The 17,197-nt window shown below is 70.0% G+C and carries 13 protein-coding genes; 4 read left to right on the forward strand and 9 right to left on the reverse strand.

Features of this window, described 5'->3' with window-relative positions; genetic code table 11:
• Positions 1 to 31: 31 nt before the first annotated feature.
• Positions 32 to 3,919, reverse strand: coding sequence for a S8 family peptidase (locus BLA60_RS06285; RefSeq protein WP_162292909.1), 3,888 nt, complete (start codon positions 3,917 to 3,919; stop codon positions 32 to 34).
• A 164-nt stretch (positions 3,920 to 4,083) separates the two neighbouring features.
• Here BLA60_RS06285 and BLA60_RS06290 point away from each other — a divergent pair, with 164 nt between their 5' ends.
• Entirely contained in the window at positions 4,084 to 5,073 is a 990-nt protein-coding gene (locus BLA60_RS06290; RefSeq protein ID WP_075131778.1) for a helix-turn-helix domain-containing protein, read from the forward strand.
• A 10-nt stretch (positions 5,074 to 5,083) separates the two neighbouring features.
• On the opposite strand, the gene BLA60_RS06295 is transcribed toward BLA60_RS06290, so the two are convergent.
• Both BLA60_RS06295 and BLA60_RS06300 read right to left on the reverse strand, forming a co-directional pair.
• On the reverse strand, positions 5,084 to 6,499 hold the full coding sequence (locus tag BLA60_RS06295) for a cytochrome P450 (RefSeq protein WP_075132089.1): 1,416 nt from the start codon (positions 6,497 to 6,499) through the stop codon (positions 5,084 to 5,086).
• Between the two features lie 9 nt (positions 6,500 to 6,508).
• A complete protein-coding gene (locus BLA60_RS06300) occupies positions 6,509 to 7,714 on the reverse strand; it encodes a TetR/AcrR family transcriptional regulator (protein WP_075131779.1) in 1,206 nt (401 codons plus the stop codon).
• A 213-nt stretch (positions 7,715 to 7,927) separates the two neighbouring features.
• On the opposite strand from BLA60_RS06300, the gene BLA60_RS06305 reads away from it, so the two are divergent.
• Both BLA60_RS06305 and BLA60_RS06310 read left to right on the forward strand, forming a co-directional pair.
• Positions 7,928 to 9,142 carry an acetyl-CoA C-acetyltransferase gene (locus BLA60_RS06305; protein WP_075131780.1) on the forward strand — a complete coding sequence of 405 codons (1,215 nt, stop codon included), beginning with the start codon at positions 7,928 to 7,930 and terminating at the stop codon, positions 9,140 to 9,142.
• A gap of 39 nt (positions 9,143 to 9,181) precedes the next feature.
• Entirely contained in the window at positions 9,182 to 11,347 is a 2,166-nt protein-coding gene (locus BLA60_RS06310) for a 3-hydroxyacyl-CoA dehydrogenase NAD-binding domain-containing protein (RefSeq protein WP_075131781.1), read from the forward strand.
• 66 nt (positions 11,348 to 11,413) lie between these two features.
• On the opposite strand, the gene BLA60_RS43020 is transcribed toward BLA60_RS06310, so the two are convergent.
• From BLA60_RS43020 to BLA60_RS43025, 3 genes are read right to left on the reverse strand one after another with little or no spacing between them, the layout of a single operon-like run.
• On the reverse strand, positions 11,414 to 11,653 hold the full coding sequence (locus tag BLA60_RS43020; RefSeq protein WP_154814169.1) for a hypothetical protein: 240 nt from the start codon (positions 11,651 to 11,653) through the stop codon (positions 11,414 to 11,416).
• A 3-nt stretch (positions 11,654 to 11,656) separates the two neighbouring features.
• Positions 11,657 to 11,926, reverse strand: coding sequence for a hypothetical protein (locus BLA60_RS06315; RefSeq protein ID WP_075131782.1), 270 nt, complete (start codon positions 11,924 to 11,926; stop codon positions 11,657 to 11,659).
• Positions 11,927 to 11,950: 24 nt separating this feature from the next.
• Positions 11,951 to 12,301 carry a hypothetical protein gene (locus tag BLA60_RS43025; protein WP_154814170.1) on the reverse strand — a complete coding sequence of 117 codons (351 nt, stop codon included), beginning with the start codon at positions 12,299 to 12,301 and terminating at the stop codon, positions 11,951 to 11,953.
• Positions 12,302 to 12,572: 271 nt separating this feature from the next.
• On the opposite strand from BLA60_RS43025, the gene BLA60_RS06320 reads away from it, so the two are divergent.
• The gene (locus BLA60_RS06320) at positions 12,573 to 13,967 is read left to right on the forward strand and encodes an NsdA family TPR-like regulatory protein (protein ID WP_075131783.1); all 1,395 of its coding nucleotides are present in this window, start codon (positions 12,573 to 12,575) and stop codon (positions 13,965 to 13,967) included.
• Here BLA60_RS06320 and BLA60_RS06325 read toward each other — a convergent pair.
• The 3 genes from BLA60_RS06325 to BLA60_RS06335 are packed head-to-tail and all read right to left on the reverse strand — an operon-like array spanning position 13,960 to position 17,192.
• Positions 13,960 to 15,420 carry a beta-N-acetylhexosaminidase gene (locus tag BLA60_RS06325; RefSeq protein WP_075131784.1) on the reverse strand — a complete coding sequence of 487 codons (1,461 nt, stop codon included), beginning with the start codon at positions 15,418 to 15,420 and terminating at the stop codon, positions 13,960 to 13,962. The two genes, BLA60_RS06320 and BLA60_RS06325, sit on opposite strands and share 8 nt — an antisense overlap.
• Before the next feature lie 3 nt (positions 15,421 to 15,423).
• Positions 15,424 to 16,257, reverse strand: coding sequence for a carbohydrate ABC transporter permease (locus BLA60_RS06330; RefSeq protein WP_075131785.1), 834 nt, complete (start codon positions 16,255 to 16,257; stop codon positions 15,424 to 15,426).
• Positions 16,254 to 17,192, reverse strand: coding sequence for a carbohydrate ABC transporter permease (locus BLA60_RS06335; RefSeq protein WP_084734699.1), 939 nt, complete (start codon positions 17,190 to 17,192; stop codon positions 16,254 to 16,256). The genes BLA60_RS06330 and BLA60_RS06335 overlap by 4 nt, the downstream gene beginning before the upstream one ends.
• Positions 17,193 to 17,197: the final 5 nt, after the last annotated feature.

Raw genomic sequence — 17,197 nt, forward strand, 5'->3', positions numbered from 1 at the left:
TCGGCGCGGCCACCCTGTCTCCGTGTGAGGTCTAGCGGAGCTGGTAAGCCCGCTGGACGGTCTGCTTCACCGTGTTCCCCTTGGTGTCAGAGGCTTCGGTGCGCAACCACACGTACCCGTCGGTCTTGGACAACCTCGGGTGCCACAGGAACGCCGCGAACTTCCCGGTGCCCACCGGCAACGTCAGGGCGCGGACCCACGTCCTGCCCTCGTCGGTCGAGTAGCTGACCGACAGGCGGTTGACCTTCCCGCCGCCGACCGAGCCGTGCGACGGCGCGGCCGACACCTCGATGGCGTGCGGCAGCCCGGCCCGCGCCCGGTTGTTCAGGTCCAGGCCCAGCGTGTACTGGGTCTGCAGCAACGGTTCCACCCGACAGATCAGTGCCGAGGGCCGCACGCACTCGTAGTCCGTGGCCGGCCCCGACGTGAACGTCCACACGTTGTCCACCCGGGGTGAGAGCGTGCGCACCGCCTTGCTGGGGACCTGCCAGTCGGACTCGGGGAGCACGAACGTGCTCTCCATCCGGTAGCGGGCCTGCTCGTCCGGCAGGTAGAACGACGGCACCGGCGCGCCGACCGCCGGAACCTCCGTGTCACCGTCCGGGCCCGTGCGGTACAGCTTGTGCCGCATCGGGTACGCGCCCCAGTCCACCGCGGTGTAGTGGCCTCTGGTGGAGTCGGTGAGGTACGGCGTGGAGTACAGCTCCCCGGTCCCGCTGCGCATGAAGCCCGCGTAGCCGTCACCGACACTCGCCGGGGACGTCGGCGCGATCGGGCCGGCGAACCAGTCCTCGACCGGGCCGTGGTACCCGAACTCCGACTCCTGGGAGAAGTTGCCGTCGCTCCCGTCGCCAGGCTGCAGGGCGCTGGTGCGGCTCCACTTCTGGTTCTCGACGATCGGGCCGATGAACGTGTCGATCTCGGCCGGGGCCTGCAGGTACATGCGCGGGTTCGTGCTCGACGACCCACGGTCACCGGTGCGGTAGCCCCACCACCACTGGTACAGGGCCAGACCGTCCACATCGGCGTGGAAGCGGCTGTTGGTCCGCTTGAGCGCCGACTTGTCCACCTGCCGGTTGACCTCCTTGCCGATCCCGTCGGTGGTCGCGTAGTTCAGCACGTACATCGCCGCCGGGTTGCGCTCCACCCGCAGGTCCAGGTCGGCGCCCCGGCCGGCCACGGCCCGCAGCTTCTCCCCGTCGGCGTTGGTGACCGACAGGACCGGGATCGGCACGGTCGTGCCCGGCCCGCGGGGGTACGGCGCGTCGGTGGCGAGACCGCCCGTCAGGTCCAGGTAGGGGACCAGGACGGTCGCGCCGGCCTCGGCGGCCCGGCGGGCGGCCGCCAGCGCCAGGTCGCGGGCCTCGTTGATGCCCTGCTGGTCGTCGCGCTCGGGGGTGGGCAGGCGCACCAGCGCGGCCTTGCCCCGGACGTCGACCGCCGCGAGGTCCTCGGCGGTGCCCGCGCCGGCGAACACCAGCGGCAGCTTGTGCCTGCCGGCCAGCCTGCTGGTGACCAGGTAGGGGTCGAACTGCGGCGTGAGCCGCACACCGCCGGCCGACATCGTCACGAACTCGGTGCCCAGCACGTAGTGCTGCTGGTAGAGCAGTCGGCCCCTGGCCGGGGCCGGCGCCGGGGTCACGTACACCTCGACGTCCTCCATCGGCGAGAGGACCACCGAGGACATGACGCCCGAGATGTTGTCGCCGTCCTGGGCGTAAACCTCCATCTGCCGGTCGTAGGCGTAGACCTTCTCCTTGGTCCGCGCATCGGAGGAGATGGCCTCGCGGGCGTCCAGGGTGACGGTCAGGTCGGCCGACATCGCGACGTTCGTCTTGGCCAGGATCGTCATCCGGTGCTTGTCGTGGCGGACGTCGCGCAGGGTGTGCAGGACCGTGTACTTGCCCTCCGGCAGCTGGAACACCCAGTCGCCGGACGCGTTCGCCTCGCCGCGGGAGACCGTCCTCGGGTCGAGGAACGGGTCGTTGGGCGTGTTCTCGGTGGCCGCCCCGTCGCGCATCGCGTACAGCGGCGAGTCCCACGGGTCGGCCTTGACCTGGTTGCCGTCGCTGTCGAGCACCCGCACGGTCATCGTGCCGGCGGTGGTCGCCGGGTAGGGCGTGTACCAGCTCACCGGGGTGCGCAGCGCGACGCCCTCGGCCTTGGCGGCCAGGACACCGCCGTAGAGACCCGGCTCACCGGCGGCCGGGTCGACGGTGAGCGTCACGTCCGCCTTGCCGCCGGCCGGCACGGTCAGCGTGCTGGCCGACAGGGCGGCGGTGCCGTCCCGGCCGTCCCAGCCGTTGGCCGAGTAGGACAGGGCCAGCGTCACGTCGGTGTCCGTGGCGTTGGTGTAGGTGATCGGGGTCGAGGTGGTCCCGGCGTCCCGCTCGACGCGGCCGACGCTGACCGCGGAGGGGCCGCTCACCCCGGACAGCGCCGCGAGCGCGGCGGGAACGGCGACCCGGCCGGCGCCCTGCTCGAACCACGAGCCGCCGACGTCCACGGCGCTGGAGGTCAGCGCGTTCTTCAGCTCGGTGGCCGAGGACCCCGGCTTGACCTGGCTGAGGATGGCGGCCGCGCCCGCGACGTGCGGGGTGGCCATCGAGGTGCCGGACAGGCCGACGTACTTGGCCTCCGGCGGAACCTGCGGGAAGCCGTCCTTGGCACGCGCGGCGAAGATGCTCACGCCGGGCGCGGTGATCTCCGGCTTGACGCCGCCGTCACCGAGCCGGGGACCCCGGCTGGAGAACGGGGCCTGCGCGTCGGACTTGTCGACCGCGCCGACGGTCAGCGCGGAGCGCGCCGCTGCCGGCGAGCCGATGGTCACGTCACCGCCCGCGTTGCCGGCGGCGACCACGAACAGCGCGCCGGTCTCCTCGGTGAGCGAGTCGAGAGTGGTGGACATGATGTCCGAGCCGTCGGAGGGCGCGTCGCTGCCCAGGCTCATGTTGATGATCGTGGCGCCGTTGCGGGCGGCCCAGGCCATGCCCTCCAGGATCCAGGACGTGACACAGGCGCCGTACTGGTTGCACACCTTGGCGTTGACGATGTCCGCTCCCGGCGCGACGCCCTTGTACTTGCCGTCCGACGCGGCGCCGGAACCGGCGATCGTGGAGGCGACGTGCGTACCGTGGCCGGCGAGGTCGTTGCCGTCGAGCTCGTCGGGCACGAAGCTCTTCGACTCGACGACCTGGCCGGCGAGGTCGGGGTTGGCGGCGTCGACGCCGGAGTCCACGACACCCACGGTCACCCCGGTGCCGTCGAAGCCGTTGGACCAGGCCTCGGGGGCGCCGATCTGCGGCACGCTCTCGGCCAGGTTCAGCTTCACGACCCGGTCCAGGTGGATCGAGGCGACGCCCCGGTCCAGGCGGGTGGTCGGCGCGCCGGCGGGCGCGTCGATGCCCCGCCAGAACTCCTCGGCCTTGTCGTGGTCAACCTCCAGGGCCGCGCCGTTGATGGCGGTCAGGGGTCTGGATCTGCCGGCGGCGGGCAGCGCGGCGGCGGTGCGCGCGCCCTTGCCGTAGGACACGATCAGCGGCAGCGCGTCGGTGCCGGAGTTGGTCAGGCCCTGCTCGATGAGGCCGCTGACGTTGAACAGCTCGCGGTCGACGGTGCCGGCGTCCAGGTAGGACCGCACGTCGCTGGGGATCACGTAGTGGGCCTTGCCGACCCGCTCGGTGACGAAGCTGATCGCCATGGTGTTCGGCCGGCTCGCCGCGCGGATGGTGATTTCCGGCTCGGCGCCCGCGCGCTCGGTGTAGGTGACGACGTCACCGGTGATCAGGGTCACGTCCTGAGTGGACGCCTCGGCCAGGCCGGCGGCCGGGAAGGGGTCCTCGACGGTCGGCGGACCGGACGCGGACGGCTCGGCCGACGCGGCGGCCATGGGTAAGGCGACGACAAAACTCGTCGCCACAGCGACAGCTCGCCACCGATGTGCGAGACGCATGGGGGAAGACCTCCGTGAGGGGGACGGGAGACGTTGCCTTGGCCAATCATGTGGTGCGGACCCCGGAGGCAGAAGATCTATAGTGGCGCGATCTGGACACTGACCACTATTCGCCAGCCAGGGAGGGGCGCATGCTCGACCTCCTCGACCTCACCCCTCATGACCAGGCCGTCTACGAGACCCTGATCGACGGGCCGGCCATGACCCACGCGGAGCTCGCGGCGACGGTCACCGCCAACGTCGAGGTGCCGTCGGTGATGGCCTCGCTGGAGGCGCGGGGGCTGGTGAGCCGGATCCCCGGCACCCCGGCGCGGTTCGCCGCCGTGGCGCCGGAGATCGCGCTGGAGGCGCTGTTCCTGGAGCGGGAGCGCCGACTCAAACAGGCGCGCGGCTACGTCCGGCAGCTCAGCGCCCGGTTCCAGCGCTCGGACACGCGCGACCCCGCCGAACTGGTCGAGATCGTCTCCGGCCGGCTGGCCATCCGCCAGCGGTCCGAGCAGTTGCAGGGCAGCGCCCGCGACCAGTTCCGGGGCGTGGACAAACCGCCCTACACCGTCGACACGGTGGACGCCACGGTGGTCGAGGACACGGTGGAGGCGCGGATGCTGCGCACCGGAATCCGCTACCGGGTGATCTACGACACCGCGGGCCTGGAGTCCTTCCACCAGCTGCGCCCCGACCTGGAGGCCGGCATGGCCCTGGGCGAGGAGGCGCGGGTGCTCACCAACACCCCCACCAAACTGATCATCATCGACGACCGGATCGCGATGATCCCCCTCGAACCGGCGTCGGCGTCGCTGGTCAGCATGATCGTGGTGCACCCGTCCGGCCTGCTCGACGCGCTGTGCTCGCTGTTCGAGGACCTGTGGCGCCGGGCGCTGCCGCTGGCCCTGCCGCAGGCGCGCACCGGCACCGGGGCCTCGCCCGACGAGCCGACCGACGAGGAACTGCGCCTGCTGAACCTGCTGGCCACCGGCATCACCGACGACGCCATCGCCAAGCACCTGGGGGTCAGCCACCGCACCGTGCAGCGCCGGCTGCGCGCGCTGCTGGACCGGCTCGACGCCGAGACCCGGTTCCAGGCCGGGCTCCAGGCCAACCGCCGGGGCTGGCTGTCCTGAGACCGCCCGCTCAGCGGCGGCGCAGGGTCACCGGCAGGCCGTCCTTGGGCAGCGGCAGCGCCATCGGGTCCCAGCGCACGTGGTAGTCGGCCGGCACCGACCACTCGAACCGCCGCACCAGCTCGTGGGCCAGCGTCTTGACCTCGTAGGTGCCGAAGTGCATGCCGATGCACTTGTGCACCCCGCCGCCGAAGGGCATGTAGGCGAAGCGGTGCGAGCGGTCCTCGCGCCGGTCCTGCGCGAAACGCTCCGGGTCGAAGCGCAGCGGGTCGCTCCAGTACTCGGGCAGCATGTGGTTGACCCACGACAGGGTCGTGACGATCACCCCGGCCGGCACGTGGTGGCCGAGCAGTTCGGTGTCCTTGACCGTGCGGCGCACCATCCACGGCACCGGCGCCACGAGCCGCATCGACTCCTTGAGCACCAGGTCCAGCGCCGGCAGCTGGCCCAGCGCCTCGACGGTCAGCGGCTGATCGCCCATCGCCAGTGACTCGGCGCGCACCCGGTCCTGCCACTCGGGGTGCTTGCCGAGGTAGTAGACGAGTGCGGAGGTGGCGATGGTGGACGTGTCGTGCGCGGCCATCATCAGGAAGATCATGTGGTTGACGACGTCGTCGTCGGTGAACGTCTCGCCCTCGTCGGTGCGCGCGTGGCACAGCGCCGCGAACAGGTCATCGGAGTCGGAGGCGCGCTTGGCGGGCAGCGCGGCGCGGAAGTAGTCCTCCAGCACGCGGCGCCCGCGCAGCCCGGCGCCCCAGCGGCCGACCGGCAGCCGCACCAGGGCGGTGCCGGCGCGGACGGTGTCGACGAACGCCGAGGTCACCCGGTCGGCGTCGGCGCCGACCGAGGACGCCATGAACACCCGGGTCGCCACGTCCAGGGTGAGCTGCTTGAGCGAGCGGTACACGGGAAAGCCCGTTCCCGGCGCCCAGTCGTCCAGTCCGGACCGGACGACCTCGCTGACCTGGCCCAGGTACCCGGACAGGCGCTCGGCGGTGAACGCCAGCTGCATGAGCCGGCGGTGGTAGAGGTGCTCCTCGAAGTCCAGCAGCATCAGGCCGCGGGTGAAGAACGGGCCGATGAAGTACTCCCAGCCCTGCTGGGAGTAGGCCTTGTCCTTGTTGGCCAGCACGGTCTGGGCCGCGTCCGGCCCGGTGGCCGACACCATGTTCACCCCGAACGCCCGCGCCCAGGACACCGGGCCGTGCTGCTCGTAGCGCTTCATGGCGTAGTTGATGCCCAGCCGCAGCAGCTCGATGCCGTGGCCGATGACCGGCAGGCCGGGGTCGCCGGGGACCGGGCGCAGCCCGCTGCCGGGCGGCGGCGCGGCGAGGTCGCGGACCGGCCGGCGCCGGTTGAGCAGCCACTCGTTGACGCGGGTGTGGTCCACGTCGTACGGCGGAGGGACCACGGTGGACTGTGCCATGGCGCGCACCTACTTCCTGGCGGACAGCACGGTCACCGCGAGCGAGGCCAGCTCGGCGGCGATCCGGGGGCGGGTGACGATGCGTGGCGTGCGGGCGAGGTCGTTGACGATGGTCAGGGCGGCGTGCACGGTCACCCGGGCGTCCGGCTCCGGCAGGTCGGGGGTGACCGTGCGGACCAGCCGGATCCAGTGTGCGACGTAGTCACGTTGCACCCGGACCAGCTCCTTGCGGTCCCGGTCGGGCAGGTTTCCCAGTTCGCTGGCGAAGGTCGCCATCAGGTTGTCCGACCGCAACACGGTGTCCACATAGGACTCCGCGAGCCGGGCGATGGCGTCGGCGGGGTCGGTGGCCTCGCCGATGGCCACCTCGGCCGTCCTGGCCAGCCGGTCGGCCATCCGGTAGCCGGCGGCCACCAGAATCGCGGCCTTGCCGGGGAAGTACCGGTAGATGCTCGGCCCGGCGATCCCGGCGGCGGCGCCGATGTCCTCCATGGACACCGCGTGGTAGCCGTGGTCGCGGAACAGCCCGGTCGCCGCCGCCAGCAGCTCCGCGCGCCGCGACGCCGGCGCGACCACCCGCTGCCAGGACGCCGGCCTGGCCGGCTCCGGGTCGGCGTCGGTGGCCAGCCCCGGCCAGTCGAGCACCGCCTGCGCGAGGTCGCTCAACAGCGCCTCGAACCGGCGTCGCGGCGGGCTCACGTGGTGCACCGAGACGCTGCCGAACACGCTCAGCGCCGCCCAGCACAGCAACCGGATCTCCGCCGGGGCCAGCTCCGGGCGCACGTCGCCCAGCACGCTGCCCCACCGGGCCATCAGCTCGCCGCCCCGGTGACGGATCTTGGTCTGGTCGGCGCGGTCGAGGTGGCGGCCCTCCCAGCGCCACAGCGCCGTCACCTCACGCCGCTCGACGGCCAGCGCGGCGACCGCGTGCAGCAGGCCGCCCAGCTGCTCGGCCGGGGTGCCCGGCTGGGCCAGTGCCTCGTCGGTGACCAGGCCGAACACGTCCATGCCGGAGAGCAGGACGTGCGCCAGGATGTCCTGCTTGCCGCGGAAGTGCCGGTAGACCGCCGGGCCGGTGACCCCGGCCGAGGCGGCGATGTCGTTGACCCCGACCTGGTGGTAGCCGTGCCGGCGGAACAGCTCGGCGGCCGAGTCGGCCAGCTGGGCCTTGCGGTTGCGCGGGCGGCGGGCCGGCACGCGTTCGGTACCCGTCAACTCCGATCCTTCCCCGGCGTGAAGCGTCACTAGCGACGTTAAACCAGGTCCAAGCCGTTGACAATCGGCCGATGTGGGCCGATAAGTGAACGAGCATTCGCGTACGGGTGAGATTGTTGTTGTCTGCGCCACTCTCGAGGAGCCCGACGTTGACAACGGCGCGAGAGGTGCCACGATGTTAACGAGGATTAGCGGCAGGAGAGGACCCTGAGCGTGCCTACCGAAGCTTTCGTCTACGACGCGATCCGGACCCCGCGCGGCCGGGGCAAGGACAACGGATCCCTGCACGGGACCAAGCCGATCTCGCTGGTCGTTGGCCTCATCGACGAACTGCGCAAGCGCAACCCCACCCTGGACGTCGACCGGGTGTCGGACCTGTTGCTCGGCGTGGTCACCCCGATCGGGGACCAGGGCAGCGACATCGCCAAGACCGCGGCCATCGCCGCCGGCCTGCCCGACACCGTCGGTGGCGTGCAGCTGAACCGGTTCTGTGCCTCGGGCCTGGAGGCGGTCAACATGGCCGCGCAGAAGGTCCGCGCCGGCTGGGACGAGGTCGTCATCGGCGGCGGCGTCGAGTCGATGTCGCGGGTCAAGATGGGCTCGGACGGCGGCGCGTGGGCCATGGACCCGGTCACCGCCTACGACACCTACTTCGTGCCCCAGGGTGTCGGCGCCGACCTGATCGCCACCATCGAGGGCTTCTCCCGCGAGGACGTCGACGCCTACGCGGTGTCCTCCCAGCAGCGGGCCGCCCACGCCTGGGAGCAGGGCTACTTCGCCCGCTCGGTCGTGCCGGTCGTCGACCAGAACGGCCTGACCGTGCTGGACCGCGACGAGCACATGCGCCCGCAGTCGACCGTCGAGTCGCTGGGCAAGCTGCCGGCGTCGTTCGCGGCGATCGGCGAGATGGGTGGCTTCGACGCGGTGGCGCTGCAGAAGTACCACTACGTCGAGCAGATCAACCACGTGCACTCGCCCGGCAACTCCTCGGGCATCGTCGACGGCGCCGGGCTGGTGCTGGTCGCCAGCGAGGCCGCCGGCACCGCGATGGGCCTCACGCCCCGCGCGCGCATCGCCGCCACCGCCACCTCCGGCGCCGACGCGACGATCATGCTCACCGGCCCGATCCCGGCCACCGAGAAGCTGCTGGCCGCCACCGGGCTCACCGTCGAGGACATCGACCTGTTCGAGCTGAACGAGGCGTTCGCGTCGGTGGTGCTGAACTACCAGAAGAAGCTGAACATCCCGAGCGAGAAGCTCAACGTCAACGGCGGTGCGATCGCCATGGGCCACCCGCTCGGCGCGACCGGGGCGATGATCCTGGGCACGATGGTGGACGAGCTGGAGCGGCGCCAGGCCCGCCGGGCGCTGATCACCCTGTGCATCGGCGGCGGCATGGGTGTCGCCACCCTGATCGAGCGCGTCTGAGTCCGCATCCCTTCGCACAGCGACAAGGAAAGACACTCAATGACTGAGAGCAGCACCATCCGGTGGGACAAGGACGCGGACGGGATCGTCGTGCTCACCATGGACGACCCGGACCACTCCGCGAACACCATGAACCGGTCCTACCTGGCGTCGATGGGTGCGACGCTCGACCGGCTGGAGGCGGAGAAGGACGACATCACCGGGGTGGTCCTCACGTCGGCGAAGAAGACCTTCTTCGCCGGCGGTGACCTCAACGAGATGGTCGTCGCCGGGCCGGAGGACACCGAGGTCGCGTTCGAGTTCGTCAGCACGGTGAAGTCGCAGCTGCGCCGGCTGGAGACGCTGGGCCGGCCGGTCGTCGCCGCGATCAACGGCACGGCGCTGGGCGGCGGCTGCGAGATCACGCTGGCCTGCCACCGGCGGATCGCCGCCGACGTGAAGGGCTCGCAGATCGGCACCCCCGAGGTGTCGCTCGGTCTGCTGCCCGGCGGCGGCGGGATCGTGCGCACCGTGCGGATGCTGGGGATCCAGAACGCCCTGCTGGGCGTGCTGTTGCAGGGCCAGCGGCACAAGCCGGCCAAGGCGCTGGAGATCGGCCTGGTCGACGAGCTGGTGTCGTCGGTGGACGAGCTGCTGCCCAAGGCCAAGGAGTGGATCAGGGCCAACCCGGACGCCGTGCAGCCCTGGGACACCAAGGGCTACAAGATCCCCGGCGGCACCCCGTCGAACCCGAAGTTCGCGGCCAACCTGCCGGCGTTCCCGGCGAACCTGCGCAAGCAGCTCAAGGGCACCAACATGCCGGCCCCGAAGGCGATCATGGCCGCCGCGGTCGAGGGCGCCCAGGTCGACTTCGACACCGCGCAGGTGATCGAGTCCCGGTACCTGGTCGAGCTGGTCACCGGCTCGGTGTCCACGAACATGATCAAGGCGTTCTTCTTCGACCTGCAACACATCAACTCCGGCGGTTCCCGCCCGGACGGCTTCGAGAAGTACACCGCCCGCAAGGTCGGCGTCCTGGGCGCCGGCATGATGGGTGCGGGCATCGCCTACGTGTGCGCCAGGGCCGGCATGGACGTCGTCCTCAAGGACGTGACGCCCGAGGCGGCGAACAAGGGCAAGGACTACTCGGTCAAGCTGTGTGAGAAGGCCGTGTCCCGTGGTCGGACCACCCAGGAGAAGGCCGACGAGCTGCTGGCCAGGATCCACCCCACCGAGCGACCGGAGGACCTGGCCGGCGCCGACCTGGTGATCGAGGCGGTGTTCGAGAGCCAGGAGCTCAAGCACAAGGTGTTCGCCGAGATCGAGGGCTTCGTCGAGCCGGACGCGCTGCTGGCGTCGAACACCTCGACGTTGCCCATCACCGGCCTCGCCGAGGGCGTGAAGCGCCAGGAGGACTTCATCGGCCTGCACTTCTTCTCGCCGGTGGACAAGATGCCGCTGCTGGAGATCATCGTCGGCGACCGCACCAGCGACGCCGCGCTGGCCAAGGCGTTCGACGTGGCGCAGCAGATCAAGAAGACCCCGATCGTGGTCAACGACTCGCGCGGCTTCTTCACCAGCCGGGTCATCGGCACGTTCCTCAACGAGGCCATCGCCATGGTCGCCGAGGGCGCCCACCCGGCGTCGGTGGAACAGGCCGGCTCCCAGGCCGGCTACCCCGCGCCGCCGCTGCAACTGATGGACGAGCTGACCCTGACCCTGCCCCAGAAGATCCGCAAGGAGACCAAGGCGGGCGTCGAGGCCGCCGGTGGCACGTGGGTCGTCCACGCGTCCGAGCCCCTGGTCGACCGCATGGTCGAGGAGTTCGACCGCAAGGGCCGCTCGTCCGGGGCCGGGTTCTACGAGTACGAGGACGGCAAGCGCACGCGCCTGTGGCCCGGCCTGGTGGAACACTTCACCAAGCCGGACGTGGAAATCCCGTTCGAGGACATGAAGGAGCGCATGCTCTTCGCCGAAGCCCTCGAAACGGTGAAGTGCTTCGACGAAGGCGTCCTGCGGTCCGTGCCGGACGCCAACATCGGATCCATCATGGGCATCGGCTTCCCACCGTGGACCGGCGGCGTCATCCAGTACATCAACAACTACCCGGGCGGGATCGCCGGCTTCGTCACCCGCTCCCGCGAACTGGCCGACCGCTACGGCGACCAGTTCCAGCCCCCGGCCTCCCTGGTCGAGAAGGCCGAGAAGGGCGAGATCTTCGAGTAAACCGGCGCACGACAACGCCGGCGGACCACCACGTGGTCCGCCGGCGTTGTGTTTGCCACTGCCACGCTATTGATTTTTGGCGAGCAGTGTCGCGTAGGAGAGGCCATCCCCGTATTTGGCGGTAACTCTCGCGATCAGGCGTATGCGCCCGGGTCGCACCGGGTCGATTCCATTGATCACGTTGCGCATCGTCCCTTCTGGGAATTCTTCACCGCTGAGGACGCTGCATTCATTGGCCAGACGTTTGACTGACCAATCGTGATCCTCCAGCCAGCGCCGAATTGTCTCTCGGTCGAGCTTGGGCATCCTCTATCCCACGGACGACCTGTAGGCGGCGGCCCAGACATCCGAGTCCCACACGATGTCCACGGGAACGATCTGGCTCCAACGCGCGCACGCGGCCTCGGCCGACGTGTGCTGTGCCAGAGTACCTGTGTCGTTCGAATTGTGGATGTAGACGATTGTCTTTCGGGTAGTTTCCGATGTTTCGGGATCCTCGGAGGTGATGATCTCCATCCCCCAGGCGAAAATCTGTTCGGGGTTGTCGACAGGAATCAGGCTGAACAGTGACGCATGCATGAGGTCAAATCCTTTCGCGGGTAGCTACAGGGTTTGGTTGGCTGTTTTCGGGTGGCTGGGTCGTAAGGCCATCAGGCAGAGCGGGCATCGAGGGCGAGGCGCGTGCTCCATGGGGGCCGGCAGGAACATGGTGTCGCACATGGCGCGGTACTGGCCGTGCCCGAAAGTGCGACCGATCACTGCCTCGTTGTCGGTGACCGCGTGGTCGTGGGCGCTGTTCTGGGCGGTGATCCAGGTGAACCACGCCTGGCCGACCTGCGGTGTGCTCGGCGGCATCCGCTGATCATGGGCAGTGCCTCGAACAGTCAACCCGGCGATCAGCCCGGCGGCGAGGATCAGTACTACAGCTACCACGACGGCAGAGAGTTCGTGCACAGGAGGACCTCGATGATGGACGAATATCAGGTGTCCACCGTCAGGTCGGAAACCGGGACGGGCCATGTCCCGTTCGGCATGACCTATCTCCTGGCGGGCATCGCGCCTGGTAGCCGCCCGGCTCGTTCGGACGCGTTCACCCGTTCGTGGATTCTGGTGGCGCAGGTACGCTGGTCAGAGCCAGATCGGTCGACATCGGCGGGGGCAGATGAGCGTGTCCGGACTGTGGAGAGGTGCCGACCAGGGCCGGCGTTGTGCTGGTTGCGGAACCATGCTGGCCGGTGACAACACCGCACGTCTGTGCGGTAGGTGCCATCGGGAGCAACGTGACCAACTACGGACACCGCCGACTCAGCTCAGGAACGAGTTCTTCGAGACGGACGAGTTCTGGCTGGCGTTCGAGAGCCGGCACATCGGAAAGATCTTCAAGGCGTTCCGTAACCACCCTCGTCATCTCCAGTTGTTCGGCAAGGCGTTGAACCAGGAGCTGCTCGGTCGATGGCTGGGTCTGAACCAGACGCAGGTCAGCAAGATTGAGAACGCCAAGCGGCCGGAACAGAACATCGAGACGCTACAGAAGTACGCGCGCATCCTCCATCTGCCGCAACATCTGCTCTGGTTCGACCTTCCGGGACGAAGTCGCCTGCAAGACCTGCGTACGCAGGGTGGCGAGAGCACGCCCGGGTCTCCGAACGAGGAGCTGATCGCGGCGACCGGTATGGACACTTTGGAACTGCTGCACCGCGTGCGCACGTCGGCCATCGACACCGCGACGGTCGACGCGCTGACCATCACCGTGGACCAGCTGTGCTGCGACTACCAGCACGCGGACGCCCGCACGCTCATCACCGCCGGTAGGGGATGGCTGGCCAAGGTCACCGACCTGCTCGGGAACCGACTCTCGCTCGCCCAGCACCGCGAGATACTCACCAACGCCGGGATGCTTGCGCTGCTGGTCGGCTGCCTGGAGTACGACCTCGGCGACGCGGTTGCCGCCGAGTCGACCCGGCGGATGGCGCTGGCGCTGGGCCAGGAGGCCGGTGATCCCGGCCTCGTCGGCTGGGCCCACGAGATGCTTGCCTGGTTCCAGCTCACGACCGGTCACCACCGTGCCGTACTTCCCGTGGCAGACGCCGGAATCCGGGCCGCGCCCACTCGCTCGGTGGCGGTGCAACTGCTCGGCCAGCAGGCGAAGGCCCACGCGCGGATGGGGAGGCCGGAGAAGGTCCATGAGGCGCTGGAACGTGGTCGGGCACTGCTGGACCAGCTGCCGTACCCGGACCGACCGGACCACCATTTCGTGGTCGACCCAGACAAGTGGGACTTCTACGCCATGGACATCTACCGCATCGTCGGCGAGGACCGGCTGGCCGGGCGCAACGCCGATGAGGTGATCCGCCGCAGTGTGAACTCCGACGGTGTCGTGGTCTCACCCATGCGCCGTGCCGAGGCGCAGCTGACGCTGGCCGTCATCGCCGCACGGCAGGGTGACCTGGACGAGGCGACGTCCCTGGGCCTGGAGGCGTTGCGGGAGGGCCGTCGAAGCCGCCCGTCCCTGCTGATGGTCGCCGGTGAACTCGAACGGGAGATCCGCTCCCACGGCTCGGGCGCTGGAACGGAGTTCACCGCACTACTGGCGGATCTCCAGCGTGCTCCCCTCACGTGAGGTTCCTGGGTCGGCCCGGTACTCCGGGGCGGGTTTGCCACGGGTGGGGGCCGGTCAGCGGTCGGTACTCGACTCCGAGGGCGTCGAGGCGGGGAAGGTGGTGGCGTTCCAGCCGACGGCGGAACTCGTCGTAGGAGCGGGGGCCGTCGGACCACACGACCTCGGCGAAGGCTGACAGGCGGGGGAACGCGGCGTAGTCGATCCGCCGGGGGGTGTCGAGGTGTTCGGTCCACAGCTGGGCCTGGGCGCCCAGCACCCCCGCCGCCGGTTCGTAGGCGTAGACGTCGGCCAGGGTGCGTAGGTAGCCGACGGGGATCGGCTCGTCGGGGTGGTCGGACTGGCGGTGGTCGAGGTAGGTGTGTTGTTCGGGGCACAACACCACCTCGCGGCCCGACTCGATGGCTCGGCGGCCGTTGTCGCGCCAGGCGCCGATGATGGTGGACGGGGGCAGCGGGCCGGTGTCGAGGAGTTCGTCCCAGCCCAGGGCGCGGCGGCCCAGGGTGGCCAGGTGGTCCACCAACTGGGAGACGAACCAGCCGTGCAGGTGCGCCGGGGACGGCAGACCCAGGTCGACGGCGCGTTGGCGGACCGCCGGGCTCGCGGTCCACTGGGTGGTGGGGACCTCGTCCCCGCCCACGCAGATCACGGGGGAGGGGAAGACCGACGCCACATGGGTGAGGACCTCGCGATAGAACTCCACCGCCTCGTCGGTGGGGTTGAGGATGTTCTCGCTGACACCCCACGCCGTCCAGACCGGCAGCTCCGCCCCGGTGACGCCCAGCCACGGGTACGCGGCGATCGCCGCCTGGCTGTGGCCGGGCACGTCGATCTCCGGCACCACCGTGATGTGCCGGGCCGCCGCGTAGGCGACGATCTCGCGCAGGTCATCGGTCGTGTAGTAGCCGCCGTGTGGTCTCCCGTCGTGGTCGGGCGTTCCGTCCGGTTGGCGGCCGACCCACGAACCCGCCCGCCACGCGCCCACCGACGTGAGCCGGGGATGGGCGGGGATCTCGATGCGCCAACCCTGGTCGTCGGTCAGGTGCAGGTGCAGGACGTTGAGGCGGTGGACCGCCATCAGGTCCAGGAAACGCAGCACCCCCGCCTTGGGCAGGAAGTGCCGGGCCACGTCCAGCAGACACCCCCGCCACCCGAACCGGGGATGGTCCTCGATCAGGCCGCAGGGCAACGTCCACTCACCCTCGTGGATGTCGGCGGCGCGGAAGGCGTCCGGACCCAGCAGTTGGCGCAGGGCGCCTTCGGCGTAGTACGCGCCGGCCGCGTCGGCGGCGACGGTGGTGACCGCGCTGGGGGTGATGGTGACGCGGAAACCCCGGGGGACGGCGACCGGGTCGACGGTCAGGACCGTCGACACCTGGGACGGCAGGCCGGTCAGGCGGTACACCCCGGCCGCCGGGTCCACCCGCACCGGGCGGGGAAGCAGGGCCTCGAACATGTGTCACCCCTTGAGTGCGCCGCCCAGGCCGGAGACCAGGTGGCGTTGGACAACGACGAAGAACACCAGCACCGGCACCGTCATCAGCGTCGCACCCGCCATGATCGCGCCCCAGTCCTGCTCCTCGGGCTTGAAGAACACCAACAGCCCCAACGGAAGCGTGCGGTTGTCGGTGCCGGAGATGAGGAACGTCCTGGCGAACAGGAAGTCGTTCCACGCGTGGATGAACGACAGCACACTCGCCGCCACCAGGCCCGGCGCCACCAGCGGGAACAGCACCCGCCAGGTGAACCGGAACCGCGACGCGCCGTCCAGCGCGGCCGCCTCCTCCAGCTCCACCGGCACCGCCGCGACGAAACCGCGCAACATCCAGATCGCGAACGGCAGACTGAACGCCAGATGCACCAACACCAGCGACCCCAGCTGGTTGAGCCCCACCGCCGGCACCACCTCGCCGAACGAACGCATCAGGAAGAACAGCGGAATCGTCAGCGCCTCCACCGGCACCATCTGCGCCACCAGCAACATCACCAGCAGCACCGTGCGGCCACGGAACCGGAACCGGGTCAGCGCCACCGCAGCCAGGAACGCCGCCACCAGCGACAGCGCCACCACCAGCAACGCCACCACCAGACTGTTCACGAAGTACAGCCCGAAGTTCTGCACGTCGAGCACCCGGCGGAAGCTGTCCAGCGACGGCGCCAGCGTCCACGGCCTCGGATCGGCCGACTGGATCTCGCCCGGCGGCTTCAGCGCGGCCAGCACCATCCAGTACAGCGGGAACGCCACCGCCGCCGCGATCAGCACGCACGCGGCGTTCGCCGCCCGCCGCCTCACCGGCGGATCCTCAGGTACACCACGGTGATCAGCATCAGCAGCACCGTCATCACCACACCGATCGCCGCGCCGAGGCCGTAGCGCTGTCCGGCGAACGCCTCCTGGTAGGCGAACACGTTGAGCACCAGGTTCTGCCCGGCCACCCCGCCACCGTTGGTCATCACGTAGATCTGGGTGAAGACCTTGAAGTCCCAGATGGTCGACTGCACGGTCGCGATCGCGATCAGCGGCCGCAGGATCGGCAGCAGGACCGAGGTCGCCGTGCGGGTCGCCGACGCGCCGTCCAGCGCCGCCGCCTCCACGACCTCCCTCGGGATCGCGCTGATACCGGCGTACATGGTCACCATGACGAACGGGAACGAGCACCAGATGATCTCCCCGGCGACCAGGCCGAACGCCGAGAACCGGCCGAAGGTCCACGAATGCCCGTCCACCGCCAGGCCCAGCGTCGAGAGCACCTCGTTGACCAGGCCGAAGTCCTGGTCGAACAGGAACAGCCACACGTAGGAGCCGGCCATCGCCGGGGTCGCCCACGCGCCGAGCGCCGCCAGGAACAGCAGCTTGCGCGCCCACGGGCTCGCCCGGGTGGCCAGCACCGCCAGCGCCGTGCCGACCAGCAGGCTGCCGCCGACACACACCGCCGCGAACAGCACGGTCGCGGCCAGCACGTCCCAGAACCGCGGGTCGCCCAGCAGCGACACGTAGTTCTCGAAGCCGAGGAACACCAGCGGCGCCGCGCCGGCCGCCTGCGGCTGGCCGTAGTCGTAGAGCGAGATGACGACCAGTTGGTAGAGCGGGTAGGCCAGCAGGCCGACCAACACCACCCCGGCCGGCACCAGGTACAGCAGCGCCGAGCGGGTCTCGCCTCGGTGGAGCCCCTGTCGCGCCGCACGGGTGCGGGCGTCCGGCGCGACAGGGGTGATCGGGGGCGCCATCAGCG

The organism is Actinophytocola xinjiangensis, assembly GCF_001921215.1.
Classification (GTDB): domain Bacteria; phylum Actinomycetota; class Actinomycetes; order Mycobacteriales; family Pseudonocardiaceae; genus Actinophytocola; species Actinophytocola xinjiangensis.

Coding starts and splice junctions, on each gene's coding strand:
- BLA60_RS06290 (WP_075131778.1), top strand. CDS start 4,084: ATGCTCGACCTCCTCGACCTCACCCCTCATGACCAGGCCGTCTACGAG.
- BLA60_RS06295 (WP_075132089.1), bottom strand. CDS start 6,499: ATGGCACAGTCCACCGTGGTCCCTCCGCCGTACGACGTGGACCACACC.
- BLA60_RS06310 (WP_075131781.1), top strand. CDS start 9,182: ATGACTGAGAGCAGCACCATCCGGTGGGACAAGGACGCGGACGGGATC.
- BLA60_RS43020 (WP_154814169.1), bottom strand. CDS start 11,653: ATGCCCAAGCTCGACCGAGAGACAATTCGGCGCTGGCTGGAGGATCAC.
- BLA60_RS06315 (WP_075131782.1), bottom strand. CDS start 11,926: ATGCATGCGTCACTGTTCAGCCTGATTCCTGTCGACAACCCCGAACAG.
- BLA60_RS06320 (WP_075131783.1), top strand. CDS start 12,573: ATGCTGGCCGGTGACAACACCGCACGTCTGTGCGGTAGGTGCCATCGG.
- BLA60_RS06325 (WP_075131784.1), bottom strand. CDS start 15,420: ATGTTCGAGGCCCTGCTTCCCCGCCCGGTGCGGGTGGACCCGGCGGCC.
- BLA60_RS06335 (WP_084734699.1), bottom strand. CDS start 17,192: ATGGCGCCCCCGATCACCCCTGTCGCGCCGGACGCCCGCACCCGTGCG.